Below are 19,817 nucleotides of genomic sequence, written 5' to 3'. Positions count from 1 at the left end.
TAAGATAAAACCACTGGAGAAATTATAACTAATTCTTTTCCAGTGGTTTTTTTTTTTGCGATTTTAGCACCAGCTGATAAAAATCCAGATGTAGGAGCCACGAAGTTACAGAGCTAACAACGCGACGTCCTGTCGTGCCAGCTTCATGACCCGCGTCCTGCGGGCCCGAAAGCGGCTATCGGATTAAATATCATCCTCTTTTTATGAATGTAATACAGCTTTGTTCGGGAGGGAGAGGATTCATGGCCTTTCGGAACAGCTTCTTTTTGGTATAGTAAAGAAAGGAAACAGACATCTATGGAGGAGGAATGGGATGAAGATTTTAATTGCTGGAGCAGGCGCGATGGCGTGTCTTACCGGCGGAAAATTGAAGGCAAGCGGGGAAGACGTCTGCCTGTACAATCGCTTGAATAGCCACGTGGAAACCATCAATCAGCAAGGTTTGCGCATCGTCGAAAAAGATAATTCGGTTACGCAAATCAATCTGGAAATCGTACAAGACTTGAAAGCCGACGAGCAGGCGGACATTCTACTCGTCCTGTTGAAAGCCCAGGCCAACGAAGCAGTGCTCGGGAAGCTGCGCGGCAAGCTGTCTGAGGACACGGTGATCGTCACGATGCAAAATGGCATCGGCAACGCCGACACCATCCAGCAACTGTTTCCAAAGAACACTGTCGTGTCCGGAACACTCGGTCACGGTGCGAGCGTTGAACACGATGGCACGATTCTGCACAGGGGCTGGGGCATAAACTATTTGGGCAATGTCGAAGAAGGCACTGCCAGCAAGACGCTCGAAGCTTTTGCGGAAAGACTCAGCCAAGCAGACATGAAAACGGAAGTGTCTACGGATGTCAACGCGGTCATTTGGAATAAATTATTCGTCAATGCCGCTTTCAATTCTGTCACAGCACTGACCCGTCTGAAGAACGGAGACATCCTCAATACGCCGGAAGGGGAGAACTTGCTGCGGGCGGTTACGGCAGAAGCGGTGCTCGTCGCCCGTGCGGAAGGAGTGGATGCGGACGTGGAGGCAGTTGTTGAAGAATGCTTGAGAATGGGCCGGCAAGATATCGGCGGCAATAAATCATCGATGCTCATGGATATTTTGAAGAAGCGCCAGACGGAAATCGATGTCATCAATGGAGGCATCGTGAAGCTGGGGGGAAAACACGGAATCGAAACGCCCGTCAATGCCAGCCTGGCCGGGTTGATCCGCATAATCGAACAAAATTACAAGCTGCGCGTGGATGAACCGAGCGTACAAAAATAAGCCAATTGCCGAAATTCCGGCAATTGGCTTTTCCTGTTAAGGCAAGTATTTATTAATAATGGGTTGGATCCGGAAGCCGAACAAGCCGGCGAAAATAGCGAGCAGCACGTCCTTTGGAAGCGGAACCGCCATCCAAGCCCATGCCATGCCGTAAGTGAAGCCTTCCGGCGCAGCAAACCATAGTTTATAGGCGGCGTACATCCAGTTGGTGCCGAACACGTAATTGACGGCTGTCGCTACAAGAGCCGCGAAGATAAATCCTTTTTTGGAAGGCATTTTCTCCGCGATCCAACCTGCTGCAAAAGCGGTGAAGATGTAAGACACGATAAAGCCGAATGTCGGCGAGATCAAGGTGTCCATTCCACCCGAAAACTTGGCGAAGACCGGGACGCCGGCAAGTCCGATTGCAGCGTAGACAATCATCGATGCAGCGCCTAGACGCTTGCCAAGCAGGATGCCGGCGAGCACCGCGAAGAACGTCTGCAAAGTAATCGGCACGCCCCCGACGATCAGGAAGGAAGAGATATTGGCGCCAATCGCCATGAGCGCTGCGAACATGGCGATGTGCACGAGTGTTAAGGTACGCGAATGATTGCTGGATCTGCTTACTGAAGTTGTCATGAAAAACCCTCCACTTACTATGTACTAAAATTGAGTATAGAGAATAAATTATTTTAAGTCAACTTACTTTTAATAAAGGTTTACTTAAAAAGTTCTGTGTTTCTTTTCCAATTTTCCGTATGATGAAAAGAAATGAATATATCCTCAGGAAAGCAGGCGAGCAAATGACAGAGTGGTGGAAGAAAGCAGTTGTATATCAAATTTATCCGAGAAGTTTCATGGATTCCAACGGTGACGGAATCGGCGACATTCAAGGAATCATCAGCAAGCTGGATTATCTGGCGGAACTTGGGGTCGATGTGTTATGGCTATCGCCCGTCTACGATTCACCGAATGATGACAATGGCTATGACATCCGCGATTACCAAAAGATCATGCAGGAATTCGGGACGATGGACGATTTCGACCGCATGCTTGAAGGCATTCACGAGCGTGGGATGCGCCTTGTCATGGATTTGGTCGTCAATCATACGTCTGACGAGCACAATTGGTTCACGGAGCACCCTGACTATTACATCTGGAAAGATCAGCCGAACAATTGGCGCTCTTTCTTCAGCGGTCCGGCTTGGCAGTTCGATGAAAAGAGGCAGCAATACTACTTGCATCTGTTCTCCAAGAAGCAGCCTGATCTGAACTGGGAGAACGAAGAGCTGCGACATGAAGTGTATCAAATGATGCGCTGGTGGCTCGATAAAGGGGTCGATGGTTTCCGCATGGACGTCATCAATATGATTTCCAAAAACCAGGATTTCCCGGACGGCATCAATGGCGATGGTACGCCACACTTCTTCAACGGCCCGCGTGTCCATGAATTTTTGCAGGAGATGAATGAAAAAGTATTATCCGATTACGACATTGTCACAGTCGGGGAAATGCCAGGCGCCGCAACAGCAGATGCCAAGTTGTATACGGGCCCTGGGCGCAATGAATTGAACATGATTTTCACTTTCGAACATATGAACCTGGACCAGGGGCCAAGCGGAAAATGGGAGCTCCAGCCACTGCACCTTCCGGATTTAAAAGAAAACCTGGAAAAATGGCAAGTGGAGCTTTTCGAAAAAGGCTGGAACAGCTTGTATTGGAACAACCACGACCAGCCGCGCATCGTCTCTCGCTTTGGAAATGACGGAAAGTACCGCAAGCAATCGGCGAAAATGCTTGCCACGTGCCTTCATTTCCTGCAAGGGACACCGTATATTTACCAAGGGGAAGAACTGGGCATGACCAATGTGGCATTTTCAGCCATTGATGATTACCAGGACATTGAAACCTTAAATATGTATAAAGAAAAGCGGGCACAAGGTATTGCGCACGAGGAGCTTATGAAAGCAATTCACGCAAAAGGCCGTGATAATGCGAGAACGCCAATGCACTGGGACGCTTCTGAAAATGCAGGTTTTACTAAAGGACAGCCGTGGATTTCCGTCAACCTGAATTATACGGAAATCAATGCAGAAGACCGGCATGAAGAAGATTCTGTCTTCAGCTATTACCAAAAATTGATTGCGTTCCGAAAAGACTTGCCAGTCATCACAGAAGGCAATTTTGAATTATTGTATCAGGAAGACGAAGAAGTTTTTGCGTACACACGGAAAAAGGCAGATGAGCAATTGACGGTTTACTGCAATTTCTCCGAAACGCCTCGCGAATTGCCGGTTCCAAAGGGCAAGGTGCTGATCAGCAATTACCCGCCTCAAGAACATCGAGATGCGATGCAGCTTAGAGCATATGAAGCTGTATGCTTCCATGATAAAGAAGGCAAAATGGATGAATGAATGTAAGGAAGGATGGAGAGAATGAGCACAGTAATCGGGGTAGATATTGGAGGAACGAAAATCCGCATGGGCGTTATCGATAGAGAAGGACGGATACTCGCAGAGCGTCAAGTAAAAACGGAGTTTCCACTGTATCCATATTTGGAACGTCAAGTGCTGTTATTTTTAAAGGAGCATCCCGACGTGTCCGCAATCGGCATCGGGACGCATGGATTTGTCGACCCGCAAGCAGGGCGCATCGTTTTCGCCGGCGATATGCTGCCGGGCTGGACCGGGACAGAAGTAAAAGCACCATTAGAACAAGCGTCAGGGCGATATGTGGAAGTGGAGAACGATGCCAATTGCGCAGCGCTCGCTGAAGCGACATTCGGCGCCGCAACAGGGCTTGGCCGTGTCGTCTGCATCACGCTCGGCACTGGGCTTGGGGGCGGCATCATCTGGGATGGCAAGCTGTTGAGCGGCGGGACGCACGGCGGGGCTGCGGAACTTGGCCATATGATTTTGTATCCGAACGGCGCGCGCTGCGCATGTGGCCGGCTTGGCTGCGCGGAGCAGTATGTGTCTGGTACTGCCCTCGTCCGGCGAATAGGTGAAGCAGGTCTATCGGTGACGCCGCCGGAATTATTCGAACTGGCTAAAACAGATGCCGGGGCGAAAAAGCTGGTCGCTGCATTTACCGAAGACTTGGCGATTTATATCGGCAGCTTACAGGCGATCTTCGATATGGACATGCTGATCATCGGCGGGGGTGTATCGGAATCGGCGGCGGCCTGGATCGATGAATTGAATCGCCACTTGGCGAATGTGCTGCTGAATCCATTACCGGTGGAAGTGGCGCAATTCGAAAATGATGCCGGCATGCTGGGGGCAGCGCTCCTCGTTCTAGATAGGTAAGCATCTGTTTATGCTGAAAAGTTTCCCAGGCCCTGCAATCAATTTCTAAGTTGAACAGCTTTTGCAGGGCAAATGGGACGCTTGATTGTGATGGTAAATACAAGTTTCAAAAAAAACAGTTGAAAAATTTAAAAAATAGATTGTGCAAACGTTTTCATTGTGATAATCTGTTATTAATTATCAGTTGGAAACGCTTACCAAGGAGTTTCCATTTTTTTCTGCTCTATTGTGCAATCGTTTGCACAACAACTCAAAGGGGGAGTTCAAGTGAAGGAATTAAAGTTCAGCAAGGGGTTAATGGCATCTGTTTTATTGTCAGCGGGGGCACTAGCAGCGTGTAGTTCAGGAGATGACGGATCAACAGCAGAAGGCGGCGGTGAGCAAGTAACAGTCGATATCTTCCAATTCAAAGTGGAGTTTAAAGACCAGTTTGAAGATGTAGTCGCGCAATATGAGGAAGAAAATCCTGACGTCAATATCGAGATCACGACAGTCGGTGGCGGCGAAGATTACGGCGCTGCGCTTCGTTCTCGTTTTGCTTCAGGCAACGAACCAGCCATCTTCAACATTGGCGGTCCTCAGGATGTAGCAGATTGGAAAGACAATTTGACAGACCTGTCTGATACAGGAGCAGCAGATGCAGCTCTTGAAGGAACGCTTGATGGTGTAACAGTTGAGTCGGAAGTGCTCGGATTGCCATATAACCAGGAGGGCTACGGATTCATCTACAATACCCGCCTGTTCGAGGAAGCGGGAATCGATGCCGCCTCCATTACTGATTACGCAAGTTTAGAAGAAGCGGTGAAAACGCTCGATTCGAAAAAAGACGAACTTGGACTTGAATCGGTCTTTGCCTTGCCAGGGAAAGAAACGTGGGTCACAGGGCTTCACTTGTCAAACACCTTCATTGCGCCTGAATTTGATAGCAATGTATTGACGGCCTATGATGCGGAAGCAATCGATTTTGAATATGGCGAAGGCTTCAAGAAAATCCTTGATCTTCAAAATGAATATTCCAAACAACCAACAGTCAGCCTCGACTATTCACAACAAGTGGAGGAGTTGTTCTCACTTGAGCGCGTGGCGATTATCCAGCAAGGAAACTGGGCTTATGGTTCGATTGCCGGCATCGATCAGGAATTGGCAGACTCCGGCGTTGGCATGATGCCGATTCCAGTAGAAGGTTTGGAAGAAAGCGGATTGCCAGTCGGCGTACCGATGTATTGGGGCGTCAACTCGAACCAAGATGAAGAAGTGGTGACAGCATCAAAAGATTTCCTTGATTGGCTCTACACTTCCGATGCTGGGAAAACAGCCGTTTTGGAAGATTTCAAATTCATTCCTGCATACGAAGGATATGACACATCCAAAATTACCGATCCGATGTCCAAAACAATTTACGATGCTTCAGAAGCAGGCGACACAATCGGTTGGGTCTTCATGGGCTATCCGACTGGATGGGGCCAAGATGAACTGGGTGCCAACATCCAGAAATACTTGAGCGATGAAGCGAGCTGGGACGAAGTGGTCGATTCAGCAAAAGCCGCATGGGAAGCAGACCGCGGCGAGTAACTTGTCTATCAAACCAGAGCAGCCCTTGTGCTGCTTTGTTTTGTTTCGGGGCTTAACTAGAAAGAGAGGCTAAACTATGCGTACACGTGATTTATCCTATTGGTTATTTTTAGCGCCTGTATTGTTGGCGCTCGGGCTTGTCGTTGTCGTGCCGATGGTGCTCGGTTTATTCTATTCATTTACAGCGTGGAACGGCATTCAAACTGGCGAATTTGTCGGTTTTCAGAACTACATAAACTTATTTACTGATGAGCGTTTTCTCGATTCGCTTTGGTTCACGACGAAATTCTCTGTCGTATCCGTCATCTTGATCAACTTCATCGGGCTATCGCTCGCGTTGATCGTCACTTCGAAGATCAAGACGAGCAGCTTGCTTCGGACGACTTTTTTCATGCCCAACTTGATCGGTGGGTTGATTCTCGGCTTTATCTGGCAGTTCATTTTCCTGAAAGTATTTGCGAGCGTCGGCGAAGCGGTCGGCATGGAGAGCTTGCAAGCTTGGCTGTCAACGACGGAAACCGGATTTTGGGGCTTAGTCATTTTAATGAGCTGGCAAATGGCCGGTTACATTATGGTCATCTACATTGCTTATTTGGAAGGCTTGCCGAATGAATTGATTGAAGCGGCGGAAATTGACGGCGCCTCGACGATTCAGCGCTTTCGCTATATTATCTTTCCACTCGTCGCACCGGCTTTTACCGTCAGCATGTTCCTGACCTTGTCGAATACTTTTAAACTATACGACCAGAACTTGTCACTGACAGCAGGTGGGCCATACAACTCGACGGAAATGGTCGCAATGGAAATTTTCAAGACTGCGTTCGTGCAAAATGCCTTCGCCTATGCGCAGGCAAAAGCGATCATTTTCTTCTTGATCGTTGCGGTCATCGCACTTGTTCAAGTGTATATCAATAAACGCCGGGAGGTCGAAATGTAATGCGCAACCGCTGGAATATAAAAGTCGAAGTGCTTGGCATTTTGCTGGCGATCCTTTGGTTATTGCCGTTTTACTTAATGTTCGTCAATTCCTTTAAATCGAAAAAAGAAATCTTTCTCGATACGACGAGTCCTCCAGAAGCTTGGAGTTTCGATAATTACATCACGGCCTTCCAGGAGCTCGATTTTCTTAGAACTTTGTTCAATTCTTTATTGATCACCGTCATTAGCGTCATATTGATTATCTTGTTCTCGGCGATGGCTGCTTACGCGTTATCACGGGCCAAAAGCAAGATGTCCACGTTCTTGTTCTTCCTGTTTGTCTCAGCAATGCTCATCCCGTTTCAATCGGTGATGATCCCGCTCGTCACGGTGTTCGGCCAATTTGATATGCTGAACCGCGGGGGACTTATTTTCATGTATATTGGTTTCGGTGCGAGCCTGTCAATTTTCCTGTATCATGGTGCTTTAAATAATGTGCCGAAATCGCTTGATGAGGCGGCGAAAATAGACGGGGCGAACCGCTGGCAGGTGTTTTGGCATATCATCTTCCCGATCCTCAAGCCGATCACGGTCACGGTCGCTATCCTTAATATTATCTGGATCTGGAACGATTACCTCCTGCCGTCGCTTGTTATCAACACGACAGGCAGTGAAACGATCCCGTTGAAGATGTTCTTCTTCTTTGGCGAATATACGAAACAATGGCATTTGGCGCTTGCGGGACTAACGCTAGCGATCATTCCAGTCATCATCTTCTATTTCTTTGCACAGCGCTCGATTATTAAAGGTGTTTCGGACGGCGCTGTAAAATAAGGGGGCAATCGCTATGGCGATCACAATCAAAGATGTCGCGAAACTGGCGGAAGTCTCGCCGGCGACGGTTTCCCGGGTTATTGCGGATCATCCGAAGATCACCCCGAAAACAAAGCGCAAAGTACGAGCAGCCATGGAAGAGCTCGGCTATTACCCGAATTTCCAGGCACGTAATTTGGTGGCGCAAAAAAGCAAGGCAATCGGTGTCATCATGGAAAATTCCACTACGCTCGCTTTCCAGAATCCGTTTTTTCCAGAAGTCTTACGCGGCATCTCCGTCAGCGCCCATCAAAGCCAGTATGGCCTGTATTTATCGACCAGCGCGACCGAGCAGGAAATATACGAAGAGGTGGTGGCGATGACACAAGGCAAGCGCGTCGATGGCATTATCTTGCTGTATTCGAAAATCGATGATAAAGTCATGGATTACCTGCTGGCAAACGGCATCCCGTTTTCGGTCGTGGGAAGGCCGTACACGCGCCCGGACGCCATTTCCTATGTCGACAATGATAATGTCGCCATCGCGAAACAAGTGGTGGGCCATTTGGTTTCACTCGGCCACCGGGACATTTCATTTGTCGGCGGCGCATCCGATTTCATCGTGTCTGCGGATCGTTTTAGTGGCTACCGGCAAGCGCTGGATGAAGCAGTGATTGCGTTCGTTTCAGATTATGTGGTCACGCAGGAACAGATGGCAGGCCATGAACAGCAGGCGATCCGCAACTTGATGGAACAAAAGAATCCGCCGACCGCCATCGTCACGCACGATGACCTAGTCGCCTATGAAGTGATTGGTTATCTGGAGGATTTGAATATTGCCGTACCGACCGATGTATCGATTGTCGGATTCAACAATCATACTTTGTCGAGTCATTTAAAGCCTCCACTCAGTACGGTGGACATCTCGATTTTTGACCTTGGAATGGAAGCAGCGAATCTAGTATTGGAAAAAATAAACGATGACAATGCACCTCCCCGGAACATCATTGTTCCGGCAACACTGATCGAAAGAGGATCTTGTCAAAGTCTTTGAAAGGAAACGATTATGAACAAAACATGGTGGAAAGAAGCAGTGGCGTATCAAGTCTATCCACGCAGCTTCAACGACTCGAATGGAGACGGCATTGGGGATATCAATGGCGTAACGGAAAAACTGGATTATTTGAAGGAACTCGGGATCGATGTCATCTGGATTTGCCCGATGTATAAATCACCGAATGACGATAATGGCTACGACATCAGTGATTACCAGGAAATCATGGATGAGCTCGGAACGATGGCCGACTTCGACCGTTTGCTCGAAGAAGTGCACGCGCGCGGAATGAAATTGATCATCGACCTCGTCATCAACCATACGAGCGATGAACATCCTTGGTTTGTCGAATCACGTTCGTCGCTCGATAACCCGAAACGAGACTGGTATATTTGGCGCGACCGCCCGACCAATTGGGAAAGTATATTCGGCGGGCCGGCTTGGGAGCTCGACGAGAAGACAGGTCAATACTATTTGCACATTTTCTCGAAAAAGCAGCCGGATTTAAACTGGGAAAATCCCGAAGTTCGCAAAGCGCTGTATCAAATGGTCAATTGGTGGCTCGATAAAGGCATCGACGGATTCCGTGTCGACGCCATCAGCCACATCAAGAAAGACTTCAGCGATCTCCCGATAGAAGAGGGCAAACCATGGGTCCCTGCGTGGGAGAAGATGATGAACGTTGACGGCATACAACCACTGCTTGCGGAATTGCGTGATGAGACGTTTGCGAAATATGACATCATGACAGTCGGTGAAGCAAACGGTGTTTACGCGGAAGATATCGATGAGTGGATCAGCGAAGAAGAAGGCAAATTCGACATGGTATTCCAATTCGAGGATTTGACGCTGTGGGACAGTGACGTCAAACAAGGCATCAATGTCAATGACTTGAAAACCGTCTTGACGCGCTGGCAAAAAGCAGTCGATGGAGTCGGCTGGAATGCGTTGTTTATCGAAAACCATGACAAGCCGCGCGTTGTCTCGACGTGGGGCAATGACGGCGAATACTGGCGGGAAAGTGCGACAGCGCTCGCTTGTATGTATTTCTTTATGCAAGGAACGCCGTTCATTTATCAAGGCCAGGAAATCGGCATGACCAATGCGCCATTTGAAGAAATTCATCATTATGACGATGTCCATACGCATAATTTGTATTTCTATAATTTGGCGGAAGGCATGGAACACGATGCAATCATGACTTTACTGAAATCGACAAGCCGTGACCATTCCCGCACCCCAATGCAATGGCACGCAGGAGAAAATGCCGGATTCACGACGGGGCAACCGTGGCTGCAGATGAATCCGAATTTCCAATGGCTCAATGTCGAGAGTCAAATGCAGGATCCGACCTCTGTTTTATCGTTTTATAAGCAAATGATCTTTTTGCGGAAAAATATGGACGTTCTGGTTTGTGGCAGCTACGATTTGGTCGAAACTGAATGTGAGGACGTTTACGCTTATATCCGTACACAGGGCCATGAACAGGTGCTCATCCTCTCGAACCTTGGAAGCACAACATGCACTTGGCTGGAACCAGAAGGTGCAGAACTGTTGCTGGCGAACTATCAAGACCGTGATGTGCATCAATTAAAACCTTACGAAGCGCGTGTATATAAGCTTGCTTAATGGTTATGCGACGAAATGAAAAATGCTTTTCCCGATTAGCCAAAAGGCTGTTCGGGAAAAGCGTTTTTTTTAGAATCCGGGTTTTTTTAACAGTTTGAAGATATTGTTTTTGTATTCTTCGACGCCTGGTTGGTCGAACGGGTTGATACCGAGAAGATAAGCGCTATACGCGCAGCTCAACATGTAGAAATACAGCAAATGGCCGATCTCGTATTCGTCGATGCGGTCCACTGTCAAGCTCATTTGTGGCACACCGCCTGATAAATGGGCGTTTGATGTGCCTTTATGGGCGATGTGGTTGAATTCCTGCAAGGACAAGCCGGCGATGTAATTCAATTCGTCGCCGTCTTCAGGCGTTTCGAAAATCTCCAGATCTTGCTGTGCTTCTTTTACCAGCAGAAAGGTTTCGAACAGGTTGCGCTGTCCGTCTTGGATGAATTGGCCAAGCGAGTGCAAGTCCGTCGTGAAAACGACCGAAGCCGGGAAGATGCCTTTTCCTTCTTTCCCTTCACTTTCGCCGAATAATTGCTTCCACCATTCTTGGACGAACGACAGCTTCGGCTCGAAGATGGCGTTCACTTCTGTCGTATAACCTTGGACATACAGGTGATGACGGATTGCCGCGTATTGCATAGCTGGGTTATGGTCAGGCGATGCATCCCGGTAAGTTGTTTCTGCCTCTTTGGCGCCGTCCAACAGCTTGCGGATTGAATGCCCGGCAGCAGCAATCGGCAACAGCCCAACTGCAGTGAAGACGGAGTAGCGCCCGCCGACATCATCCGGCACGATAAAGCGTTCATAGCCTTTTGTTTCGGCTAATTGGCGAAGCGCTCCTTTTTCAGCATCGGTCGTCACGATGATGCGTTCGGCCGCTCCGTCGCCGTAGCGTTTTTCCATATAGTCGCGCAGGAAACGGAACGCGATGGCCGGTTCTGTCGTTTTGCCGGATTTCGAGATGACATTGACGACGACTTCCTTGCCCTCTAAGTGTTCAAGCAATTGCTTCAAGTATTCACCGCTCACTTGATGACCCGCAAACAGCACTTCCAATTGCTCGTCTTTCGGGAAGTAAGACGAGAGTGCCGATAGGACGGCTTTTGACCCTAGATAGGAACCGCCGATTCCGATAACGACCAAGACATCAGCCTTTTCGCGGATCGCTTTGGCGGTGTCTTCGATTTTTGCCAGAAAATCCTCCGGCAAAGAAGAGGGCCAGTCAAGCCAGCCAAGGAAATCGGATCCGGCTCCTTTTTTTGCGTACAAATCCTCCTGAATTTGCTGTAAACGGGTTTTCATTTTAAGATCTACTGCAGACTCGATCGCTTGTGAATACGTTAAATTGATCATAAACATCCTCCTATTCTATGATTACTGATTTTACCATAGTGGGGGAAACGATAGCATATCCAGTAAGAAAAACTGCAAAGCATTGAAAGCGAGTGAATCGGGTTTGCTTCGGTGCCACTTATTGGTAAAATAAAGAGAAACTTCAATTAGCTTAGGTATTTGACTCAGCTAACGGAGCCAGACTGGCTATTTTTTTGCGTACTATTAATTTTCCGCTTAATAAATGAGGGTTTTGGCCAAGTCAAGAGCATAATTTAGAAAGCTACAGGAGGTCATCGAAATGAAACGATACATAGCGATAGCAGCGGGTGCTGGCGTACTTGCGATGGCAGGATGCCAGCCGCAGCCGACGCCAGAAGACCGATTGGGTGAATACGTCGGCCATTGGAATAAACAAGATTTCGCAGCGATGTACGAAGACTATCTGACTCAAGGCTCGAAAGAAGCGTTTCCCCCGGAAGCGTTCGATGAGCGGCAGCAGCAATTGATTGAGGATCTCGGCATCGAGAATCTTGAAGTCAGCTATACCGTGCAGGAAGATGCGGAATGGGACGAGGCGGAGCCGGCTGAATTTCCGTTGACGATTAAGATGGAGACGCTTGCCGGGCCGGTTGAATTTGACCAGCCGGTATCTTTGATTCATGAAGAGCAGGAAAGCGGGGAGAATTGGTTTGTTGATTGGGATCCGTCCTTGATCTTGGAAGGCCTCGAACAGGGTGATGAAGTGGCAGTTCAGACAGAAGCTGCCGAACGCGGCGAGATTGTGGACCGTGAAGGGCGCGGTTTGGCTATCAATGGCTCTGGCTATAATCTCGGCGTTGTGCCGGACCGGCTGGAGGGAGACAGCGATATAGCTGAGGCTGCTGAACTTCTTGGGTTGACGGTGGAATCGGTTGAAGAAAGCCTGAACCAAAGTTGGGTTCAGCCGGATCAATTCGTGCCGCTGACAAAAGCGTCGAAATCAGCGGAACAATTGATCGCTGACGTGGAAGCGAGCGATGTCGTCACTTATCAGGAAACGGCGATGCGCGAATATCCTTACGGCGAAGCATTCGGCCACTTGACCGGCTATATCGGCTCGATTACGGCAGAGCAATTAGAAGAATTAAAAGGCCAAGGCTACGGGGCGAACGACTTGATCGGCCGCCAAGGCCTTGAACGCCGTCTCGAAGAACAGCTGCGCGGCGAGAGCGGTGCACGCATCCTGATCCAAAAACAGGCGGAAGGGGCGGAAGATATCGTCCTTGCTGAACAGGAGCCGACAGCTGGAGAAGACGTCGAATTGACCATCGACGCTGAATTACAGACGGCCGTCTATGATTCGATGCAAGGGGAACCGGGAAGCGCTGCTGCTGTGTCGCCTGAAAACGGCGAAACTTTGGCGCTCATCAGCTCTCCTGGCTTTGACCCGAATGAATTCATTGCAGGCATCAGCGGCGAACGTTACACGGAATTGTCGGAAGATCCATTGAATCCGCTGTTCACGCGTTTTGCCGCAAGTTATGCCCCTGGGTCGACCATTAAACCGGTGACAGCGGCCATCGGCATGGAAGCAGGAACGCTCGATCCGCAGCAAGGGCTCGAAATCAACGGGCAGACTTGGCAAAAAGACAGTTCGTGGGGCTCCTACCGGGTATCCCGCTTGCATCCAGAAGCACCAAACCCAATCGATTTGAATCGTGCACTCGTTTACTCGGATAATATCTATTTCGCGAGACAGGCACTCGAGATGGGAACGGAGACATTTATCGATGGACTGACTGCGTATGGCTTTGGTGAGGAATTGCCGTTTGCCATTGAGTTGGAAAGTTCACAGATTTCCAATGACGGCACTCTTGGGTCTGAAGGGCAACTCGCGGACACGTCGTTCGGCCAAGGGCAGATGCTCGCCAATATCCTGCATCTCGCTTCGGCTTATGAGCCATTCCTGAATGGCGGCACGATTTATGAGCCGACGCTTTACGCCAGCGAAGAAGCTGGGCAAGTATGGAAAGAAGGATTGATCAGTGAAGGCAATGCGGCTGTGCTTCAAGAAAACCTCCGCAATGTCGTTACGGACGGCTATGCCAAATCGGCCGATATTGACGCTGTTCCGATTGCCGGAAAAACCGGCACAGCTGAATTGAAAGGCGCTCTCGGTGAAGAGGGGCAGGAAAATGGCTTCTTCGTTTCTTATCACGCTGAGCAGCAAGATTTCATTTTGGCAATGATGATCGAATCGATCGAAGATGATGGCGGCAGCGATTACGTTGCAGGCTTTTCTGCAAGTGCTATGGAACAGTATTACTTGAATAATTGACCGAAACCGTCCGCACACAGCGGGCGGTTTTTATTATCCAGCCAAAGAGGAATTTCATGGAAAAAGGCGTATACTATATAAAAAAACAATAGTTGTCGATAGCCAATATGAGCACATCAATTCCGCAACAGCAGGAAGAGGGGGATGAGCTTGAAAAAGACATGGTGGAAAGAATCTGTGGTCTATCAGATTTACCCGCGCAGTTTTTTCGATACGAACGGCGACGGGGTAGGGGACTTGAACGGCGTCCGGGCACAGCTCGATTATCTGCAGGAGCTTGGCGTCGACATGATTTGGCTATGCCCGGTCTATAAATCGCCAAATATCGATAACGGCTATGACGTCAGTGATTATCAGGCGATCATGGACGAAATGGGCACGATGGATGATTTTGACCGCTTGCTTGAGGACATCCACTCGCGCGGCATGAAAATCATGATGGATTTGGTCTTGAACCATACGAGCGACCAGCATCCGTGGTTTCTGGAATCCAAATCATCACGTGACAACCCGAAACGCGATTGGTATGTCTGGCGCGATAAGCCGACGAATTGGGAAAGCATATTTGGCGGACCGGCTTGGACATACGACCCGAAAACGGAGCAATACTATTTTCATTTGTTTTCCAAAAGCCAAGTCGACTTAAATTGGGAAAATCCCGAATTGCGGCGTGCGATTTACGATATGATCCTATGGTGGCTCGATAAAGGAATCGATGGCTTCCGAGTTGATGCCATCAATCATTTGAAAAAAGAGTATACGGACATGCCGAATCCGGATGGGCTCAACTATGTGCCAGCTTGGGAGAAAATGACGAATGTCCAAGGAATCCAGGAACTTCTGGCAGAATTGCGCCGCGAAACCTTCGACCGCTATGATGTGGTAACGGTTGGTGAGGCGAACAGTGTCAGGGCACATGAAATCGGCGAATGGATTAGCGAAGCGGAAGGGAAATTCAATATGATCTTCCATCTGGAAGCGCATGAAGAAGCATGGGATGAAGAAAGCGCAGGCGTCGACGTCGACGATTTGAGAATCGTCCTCGACCGTTGGCAGCGAAGTGCGCAAGGCATTGCCTGGAATTCCTTGTATCTGGAAAATCATGACCGCCCACGCACCGTTTCAACCTGGGGCAACGACCGGGAGCATTGGCGGGAAAGCGCGACTGCGCTCGGCTGCATGTATTTTTTCATGCAAGGGACGCCGTTCATTTACCAAGGGCAGGAAATCGGAATGACCAATGCGCCATTTGATGACATCAGTATGTACCGGGATATCGAAACGAAGAATATGTATCGCTATAACCGCCAAAAAGGCGTCTCTCACGAAGATTTGATGAAGACCATCAAGAAAATCAGCCGTGACCACGCAAGGACCCCGATGCAATGGAACTTTGGCGCAAACGCCGGTTTTACAGGCGGCATACCGTGGATTCCGCTAAACCCGAATTTTAATTGGCTCAATGTGAAAGCGCAGCGCAAAGATCCGCAATCAGTGCTGTCTTTCTATAAGAAAATGCTGCAACTGCGAAAAGACCACGAAGCTTTGGTTTACGGCAGCACGCATCTGACATATCTAGAATGTCCGTATGTTTATGCCTATACACGTGAATACGGGGAAGCGCGTTATTTGATCATTTCCCACCTCGATGATGATACTTGTTCTTGGTGGAACCCGGTCGACGGTGAATTGCTGCTATCGAATTATGAACGCCACATATCCAATAAACTGCAGCCATATGAGGCTCGCGTCTATTTATTGAATCAAAAGCCGCTGTGAGCGGCTTTTTTAATATCTTCATTTAAAGGAATATAGTTGTGGGTATAAAGTTTTACTTCAGTTAAAACGGCCTCTCCTTGGCAAGGATTTTCCCAATTACACAATCCCTTGTTCTCTGCTAGATTTAAAGCATGGCAACAGCCGCAGGACAACAGGCGGGACGCCGCTTGCTGCATGAAGCCATGCAAATCTATTCGGAAAAGGGGATTCGAAAGATGAAAAAATCGGCAAAATTCATTACAACAGCTATGTTGGCAGCGACTATGCTCGTACCGGCAATGGGGGTTTCCGCAAATGAAGCTCCAGATGCACAAAAAGCGAACGCAAATGAGATGATCCGTGTGCTCGTCGATATGCCAGGGAAAAGTGACCTGAAAAAGGCAAAAGACCAATACGGCGTCCAGTGGGATTTTAATAGCGAGGGTTTCACAACCGATATGACCCAAAAGCAATACGAAGCTTTGAAGAAAAATAAAAACGTAACTATCGAAAAAGTTCCGGAATATACAGTAGAAACAACAACGCTCGAACCGCAGGCGCGTTATCAAACTATGGCTGCATCCCAGTCCACTCCATGGGGCATTAAAGCAATTTATAACAATAGTTCCATCACGAAGACAACTGGCGGTTCAGGCATCAACATCGCAGTGCTAGACACCGGCGTTAACACAAGCCATCCGGATCTTGCGGCGAACGTTGAACAATGTAAAGACTTTACAGTTGGAACAAGCATCCGCAACGGTTCTTGCACAGATCGTCAAGGGCATGGCACTCACGTTGCCGGATCAGCACTTGCGAACGGTAACGGCGGCTTGTACGGCGTAGCACCGCAAGCGGATCTATGGGGCTATAAAGTACTTGGCGATGACGGCTCCGGTTCTGCCGATAATATTGCAAAAGCCATCCGCCACGTAGCCGATCAAGCTACAGCTTTGAACCAGAAAACCGTTATCAATATGTCTCTTGGATCTGCAGCGGAAAGCAGCTTGATCACGAATGCGGTCAACTACGCATACGGTAAAGGTGTTTTAGTTATCGCCGCTGCCGGAAACGAAGGCCCTTACCAAGGATCGATCGGCTTCCCAGGCGCATTGCAAAATGCCGTAGCGGTTGCAGCTCTTGAAAACGTGCAGCAAAATGGCACGTACCGCGTAGCGGACTTCTCATCACGCGGCTATAGCCAATACGCTGGCGACTATTCCATCGGCAAATATGATGTAGAAGTTTCTGCGCCAGGCGCAAGCATTTACTCTGCTTGGTACGACGGTGGTTATGCAACAATCAGTGGTACATCGATGGCATCTCCTCACGCGGCAGGCCTTGCAGCAAAAATCTGGGCAGCAAACCCATCTGCAACGCATACACAAATCCGTGGAGACCTTCAAAACCGCGCATCTAATAACGATATTCTATCCGGTTATTATGCAGGATCTGGAGACGACTCTGCTTCTGGATTCGGATTCTACCGCTTGCCATAAGAGTTCGCCTAAAAACAAGCCCGGCTGCAACAGCCAGGCTTGTTTTTTTGTGTTAATATTTATATATTCTGACAAAGAAAGGTGAGTTTATGAACATCGGTTCTGTGATTAAATATTATCGGCTCAAGCACAACCTCACACAGTCACAGCTCGCTGATGGCATTTGTTCCATATCGCATTTGAGCAAGATCGAATCCAATACCTATACGCCGCACGAAGAAACTTATGAAGCGTTGCTTTTGAAAATGGGCGTGCAATTAAAAAAAGAGCTGGAACACCAGAAGCGGCTTGAACAGCAATTGGGGCGTTTTATTGATTGCGCACTTCATTATGATCTCGATAATTTGCATAAAATCTATGAAGAACTTTTGGGTGAAGACGATTACCTGCAATCTACTGACCTGGTGAATCAATACGAATTGTACAAATTCCGCTATTATGTCCTAGATTTGCAAATGGACAAAGCGTCAAAACAGCAAAAGTTGCTTGAAAAGTTGAAAGCTTCTTTCACGGCACCCGAGTTATGGATGAGCCGTTTTTTTCAAGCGCTTTATTTTACGACTTTAGGGCAGCAAAAAGAAGCAATGGATTTGATGTACAGATTGGACCAAGGGCTTCAAAGCATTCCTCAAAAACTAGAGGGGGAATTTTATTATCAAAAAGCGAGAATTTTAATAGTTCATGATCGTCTGGAGCTTTCTGCATATTTTGCGGAGCGGGCAGTGCGTTCTTATGAGATGCATCACAATTATATCCGCCTCTTGCATGCGCAATTACTGCTGGCGATCAACTACACAAGGCGCAATCTGAGTACTCAAGCTGCCAGCTTGTATGAAGTGGTCAAACGCAACGCCCACTTGACCCAACAACATGAATTGTATCAATCGGTTCTCTATAACTATGCGGAATTAATGAAGAGCCAGAAGCAAGACAGCCAAGCATTCGAGCTGTTTTCAGAGCTTAAAGATGTGGTTCAGCTAGGAAGCTATATACACAAAGCAGTTATCGTCAATTTGCTGGAACTAAAAGGGATAAGTGAAGAAGAAACATTGATGCTAATTGAACAATTGCGTATGCCTGGGACCCCAAAAGATGAAGAATACTTTAAGTTGTACAGCGATTACTACGGAAAACGAGAATTTTCCCAACAAGAACTTTTGAACTATAAAGAAGATAAAATGTTTCCATTTTTCAAAAAATATGGTTATATAAAAGACACCAAACATCTTTCTGAAGAGCTTGCGGCTCATTACAAAGAGCAGCAAGATTGGCAGAAAGCCTATTACTATCAAACTCAATTTCTGGAAAGCGACGGTGAATAACATGGAAAAGAAAAAATTATTGGTTGGTGCCACATTAGCGCTGATCTTGGCTTTGTCTGCTGGACTGCCTCAATTCTCAACACAAGTAGAAAATGCTAACGGAAATGTGACAATCAACGGGCCACAAGTATTGCCGCCAGTATAATAGAAGGACCAAAAAGCTTGCCCATTCGGCAAGCTTTTCTTTTGGGCAAATTTAAAGTTGGCAAAGCCATGAGCCTCATTCATCTCATGCCGACTGCTGTGTATCCGCACCGTCTTCGGGTAAACTAAACAAAAAGAAAGGCGGCGACACAATGTATAAAAAACAGCAATACGTTTTCAAGGATGGGCGCCCGGTCATGGCAACCATCCGAACCTATACTGAAGAAGATTTTATAGGCTTGATCGAAGTGCAGCGCGAAAGTTTTCCGCCGCCGTTCCCGCCCGACTTGCTTTGGAACGAGCAACAGCTCCAAAACCATATCGCGCTTTATCCTGAAGGCGCAATTTGCGTCGAAATCGATGGTGAAATAGCAGGTTCCATGACGGGGATGCTCACGAAATTCGATCCTGCGCACCCTACACATAAGTGGGAACAAATGACCGATTCGGGATCGATCGGAACGCATGACCCGGAAGGTGAATCACTGTATGTCGTCGACATCGGCATCAAGCCGAAATTTCGCAAACTGAAGCTGGGCAAGCTCTTGATGGAAGCGATGTATGAGCGCGTCGTTGCGGACAGGCTCGAGCGGCTCATTGGCGGCGGGCGGATGCCGGGGTATCATCGATATGCGAACGAACTGTCTGCTGAACAATACATCGAAAGAGTGCTGGCAGGTGAACTAAGGGATCCAGTTATCAGCTTCTTGCTCAGCTGTGGCCGCATGCCTGTAAACTTAATGCCTGGATATTTAGATGACGAAGAATCGCATGATTATGCGTTATTGATGGAATGGAAAAACCCTTTCATTCACTGATGCGTTAGAGTATTCTGACATTTCCTTTTTTGAAGCGCTTGTTTTTGCTATACTGGCAGAAACCAACTAGGCGCGGAGGGGATG

Annotated in this window: 16 protein-coding genes; 14 read left to right on the top strand and 2 right to left on the bottom strand. The window is 48.2% G+C overall.

Going from position 1 to position 19,817, the window contains the following annotated elements; all coding sequences use genetic code 11:
- The first annotated feature begins 313 nt into the window (after nucleotides 1-313).
- On the top strand, nucleotides 314-1,270 hold the full coding sequence (locus tag KTG14_RS14175; RefSeq protein ID WP_216971547.1) for a ketopantoate reductase family protein: 957 nt from the start codon (nucleotides 314-316) through the stop codon (nucleotides 1,268-1,270).
- Nucleotides 1,271-1,306: 36 nt separating this feature from the next.
- Here the strand turns inward: KTG14_RS14175 and KTG14_RS14170 are convergent, their stop codons facing one another.
- Nucleotides 1,307-1,891, bottom strand: coding sequence for a biotin transporter BioY (locus KTG14_RS14170; protein ID WP_216971546.1), 585 nt, complete (start codon nucleotides 1,889-1,891; stop codon nucleotides 1,307-1,309).
- Between the two features lie 164 nt (nucleotides 1,892-2,055).
- Between KTG14_RS14170 and KTG14_RS14165 the strand changes: the two genes are divergently transcribed.
- The 7 genes from KTG14_RS14165 (at nucleotide 2,056) to KTG14_RS14135 (ending at nucleotide 10,546) form a co-directional block, all read left to right on the top strand.
- Nucleotides 2,056-3,666: a glycoside hydrolase family 13 protein gene (locus tag KTG14_RS14165; RefSeq protein ID WP_216971545.1), complete on the top strand. Its 1,611-nt coding sequence runs from the start codon at nucleotides 2,056-2,058 to the stop codon at nucleotides 3,664-3,666.
- Between the two features lie 21 nt (nucleotides 3,667-3,687).
- Nucleotides 3,688-4,560 carry an ROK family protein gene (locus KTG14_RS14160; protein ID WP_216971544.1) on the top strand — a complete coding sequence of 291 codons (873 nt, stop codon included), beginning with the start codon at nucleotides 3,688-3,690 and terminating at the stop codon, nucleotides 4,558-4,560.
- Nucleotides 4,561-4,827: 267 nt separating this feature from the next.
- Nucleotides 4,828-6,132: an ABC transporter substrate-binding protein gene (locus tag KTG14_RS14155; RefSeq protein ID WP_216971543.1), complete on the top strand. Its 1,305-nt coding sequence runs from the start codon at nucleotides 4,828-4,830 to the stop codon at nucleotides 6,130-6,132.
- A gap of 76 nt (nucleotides 6,133-6,208) precedes the next feature.
- A complete protein-coding gene (locus KTG14_RS14150) occupies nucleotides 6,209-7,069 on the top strand; it encodes a carbohydrate ABC transporter permease (protein ID WP_068461029.1) in 861 nt (286 codons plus the stop codon).
- The gene (locus tag KTG14_RS14145; protein ID WP_216971542.1) at nucleotides 7,069-7,884 is read left to right on the top strand and encodes a carbohydrate ABC transporter permease; all 816 of its coding nucleotides are present in this window, start codon (nucleotides 7,069-7,071) and stop codon (nucleotides 7,882-7,884) included. The genes KTG14_RS14150 and KTG14_RS14145 overlap by 1 nt, the downstream gene beginning before the upstream one ends.
- A 13-nt stretch (nucleotides 7,885-7,897) precedes the next feature.
- Nucleotides 7,898-8,917 carry a LacI family DNA-binding transcriptional regulator gene (locus KTG14_RS14140; RefSeq protein ID WP_216971541.1) on the top strand — a complete coding sequence of 340 codons (1,020 nt, stop codon included), beginning with the start codon at nucleotides 7,898-7,900 and terminating at the stop codon, nucleotides 8,915-8,917.
- Nucleotides 8,918-8,929: 12 nt separating this feature from the next.
- Nucleotides 8,930-10,546 (top strand): alpha-glucosidase, encoded by a 1,617-nt coding sequence (locus KTG14_RS14135; RefSeq protein ID WP_216971540.1) that lies wholly within the window; start codon nucleotides 8,930-8,932, stop codon nucleotides 10,544-10,546.
- A gap of 69 nt (nucleotides 10,547-10,615) precedes the next feature.
- Here the strand turns inward: KTG14_RS14135 and KTG14_RS14130 are convergent, their stop codons facing one another.
- Nucleotides 10,616-11,899, bottom strand: coding sequence for a glucose-6-phosphate isomerase (locus KTG14_RS14130; RefSeq protein ID WP_216971539.1), 1,284 nt, complete (start codon nucleotides 11,897-11,899; stop codon nucleotides 10,616-10,618).
- Nucleotides 11,900-12,173: 274 nt separating this feature from the next.
- On the opposite strand from KTG14_RS14130, the gene KTG14_RS14125 reads away from it, so the two are divergent.
- The 6 genes from KTG14_RS14125 to KTG14_RS14100 all read left to right on the top strand — a co-directional run bounded on the left by KTG14_RS14125 (nucleotide 12,174) and on the right by KTG14_RS14100 (nucleotide 19,733).
- Nucleotides 12,174-14,192, top strand: a complete 2,019-nt coding sequence (locus tag KTG14_RS14125; RefSeq protein ID WP_216971538.1) for a penicillin-binding transpeptidase domain-containing protein — start codon at nucleotides 12,174-12,176, stop codon at nucleotides 14,190-14,192.
- A 144-nt stretch (nucleotides 14,193-14,336) separates the two neighbouring features.
- Nucleotides 14,337-15,971 (top strand): alpha-glucosidase, encoded by a 1,635-nt coding sequence (locus tag KTG14_RS14120; RefSeq protein ID WP_254178188.1) that lies wholly within the window; start codon nucleotides 14,337-14,339, stop codon nucleotides 15,969-15,971.
- Nucleotides 15,972-16,186: 215 nt separating this feature from the next.
- Complete coding sequence (locus KTG14_RS14115) at nucleotides 16,187-17,449, top strand: S8 family peptidase (protein ID WP_216971536.1); 1,263 nt, start codon at nucleotides 16,187-16,189, stop codon at nucleotides 17,447-17,449.
- Between the two features lie 89 nt (nucleotides 17,450-17,538).
- Complete coding sequence (locus tag KTG14_RS14110; protein ID WP_216971535.1) at nucleotides 17,539-18,771, top strand: helix-turn-helix domain-containing protein; 1,233 nt, start codon at nucleotides 17,539-17,541, stop codon at nucleotides 18,769-18,771.
- 1 nt (nucleotide 18,772) lies between these two features.
- The gene (locus KTG14_RS14105; protein WP_216971534.1) at nucleotides 18,773-18,916 is read left to right on the top strand and encodes a hypothetical protein; all 144 of its coding nucleotides are present in this window, start codon (nucleotides 18,773-18,775) and stop codon (nucleotides 18,914-18,916) included.
- Between the two features lie 151 nt (nucleotides 18,917-19,067).
- Complete coding sequence (locus tag KTG14_RS14100) at nucleotides 19,068-19,733, top strand: GNAT family N-acetyltransferase (protein WP_216971533.1); 666 nt, start codon at nucleotides 19,068-19,070, stop codon at nucleotides 19,731-19,733.
- Nucleotides 19,734-19,817: the final 84 nt, after the last annotated feature.

Source organism: Planococcus sp. CP5-4_YE (assembly GCF_019042655.1).
GTDB lineage: Bacteria > Bacillota > Bacilli > Bacillales_A > Planococcaceae > Planococcus.
This window is presented reverse-complemented; position numbering and strand designations above follow the sequence as displayed.

Coding starts and splice junctions, on each gene's coding strand:
- KTG14_RS14175 (WP_216971547.1), top strand. CDS start 314: ATGAAGATTTTAATTGCTGGAGCAGGCGCGATGGCGTGTCTTACCGGC.
- KTG14_RS14170 (WP_216971546.1), bottom strand. CDS start 1,891: ATGACAACTTCAGTAAGCAGATCCAGCAATCATTCGCGTACCTTAACA.
- KTG14_RS14165 (WP_216971545.1), top strand. CDS start 2,056: ATGACAGAGTGGTGGAAGAAAGCAGTTGTATATCAAATTTATCCGAGA.
- KTG14_RS14160 (WP_216971544.1), top strand. CDS start 3,688: ATGAGCACAGTAATCGGGGTAGATATTGGAGGAACGAAAATCCGCATG.
- KTG14_RS14150 (WP_068461029.1), top strand. CDS start 6,209: ATGCGTACACGTGATTTATCCTATTGGTTATTTTTAGCGCCTGTATTG.
- KTG14_RS14145 (WP_216971542.1), top strand. CDS start 7,069: ATGCGCAACCGCTGGAATATAAAAGTCGAAGTGCTTGGCATTTTGCTG.
- KTG14_RS14140 (WP_216971541.1), top strand. CDS start 7,898: ATGGCGATCACAATCAAAGATGTCGCGAAACTGGCGGAAGTCTCGCCG.
- KTG14_RS14135 (WP_216971540.1), top strand. CDS start 8,930: ATGAACAAAACATGGTGGAAAGAAGCAGTGGCGTATCAAGTCTATCCA.
- KTG14_RS14130 (WP_216971539.1), bottom strand. CDS start 11,899: ATGTTTATGATCAATTTAACGTATTCACAAGCGATCGAGTCTGCAGTA.
- KTG14_RS14125 (WP_216971538.1), top strand. CDS start 12,174: ATGAAACGATACATAGCGATAGCAGCGGGTGCTGGCGTACTTGCGATG.
- KTG14_RS14120 (WP_254178188.1), top strand. CDS start 14,337: ATGAGCTTGAAAAAGACATGGTGGAAAGAATCTGTGGTCTATCAGATT.
- KTG14_RS14115 (WP_216971536.1), top strand. CDS start 16,187: ATGAAAAAATCGGCAAAATTCATTACAACAGCTATGTTGGCAGCGACT.
- KTG14_RS14110 (WP_216971535.1), top strand. CDS start 17,539: ATGAACATCGGTTCTGTGATTAAATATTATCGGCTCAAGCACAACCTC.
- KTG14_RS14105 (WP_216971534.1), top strand. CDS start 18,773: ATGGAAAAGAAAAAATTATTGGTTGGTGCCACATTAGCGCTGATCTTG.
- KTG14_RS14100 (WP_216971533.1), top strand. CDS start 19,068: ATGTATAAAAAACAGCAATACGTTTTCAAGGATGGGCGCCCGGTCATG.